Below are 228 nucleotides of genomic sequence, written 5' to 3'. Positions count from 1 at the left end.
CGGTGGCATTGTGGCTGTCGCCATCGCGGTCCTTGGCCTGGACCGTGAAGTCGTCCCTGGTGTCGGTGCCGGAAACGTCGGGAGCGACTTGCAGCGTATATGTGTAGCTCAGCGTGATGCTGCCATCGGCGGCCTGTGCATAGCCCTTGAGTTCGAGCGCGCCGTACTCCGTGGAGAGGGTCTTGGGAGTGCTCGACAGTGCTTCGAGCTCGGCCTTGGTCAGGACCA

At 63.2% G+C, this 228-nt stretch carries 1 protein-coding gene; it reads right to left on the bottom strand.

The annotated features are described in order from the left end of the window. Positions 1-228: hypothetical protein (locus GVL12_RS26135; RefSeq protein ID WP_159918413.1), on the bottom strand; the 228-nt coding region annotated here is incomplete at both ends.

This window comes from Pantoea sp. 18069 (genome assembly GCF_902706035.1).
In the GTDB taxonomy this organism is placed as follows: domain Bacteria; phylum Pseudomonadota; class Gammaproteobacteria; order Burkholderiales; family Burkholderiaceae_C; genus Comamonas.
This window is presented reverse-complemented; position numbering and strand designations above follow the sequence as displayed.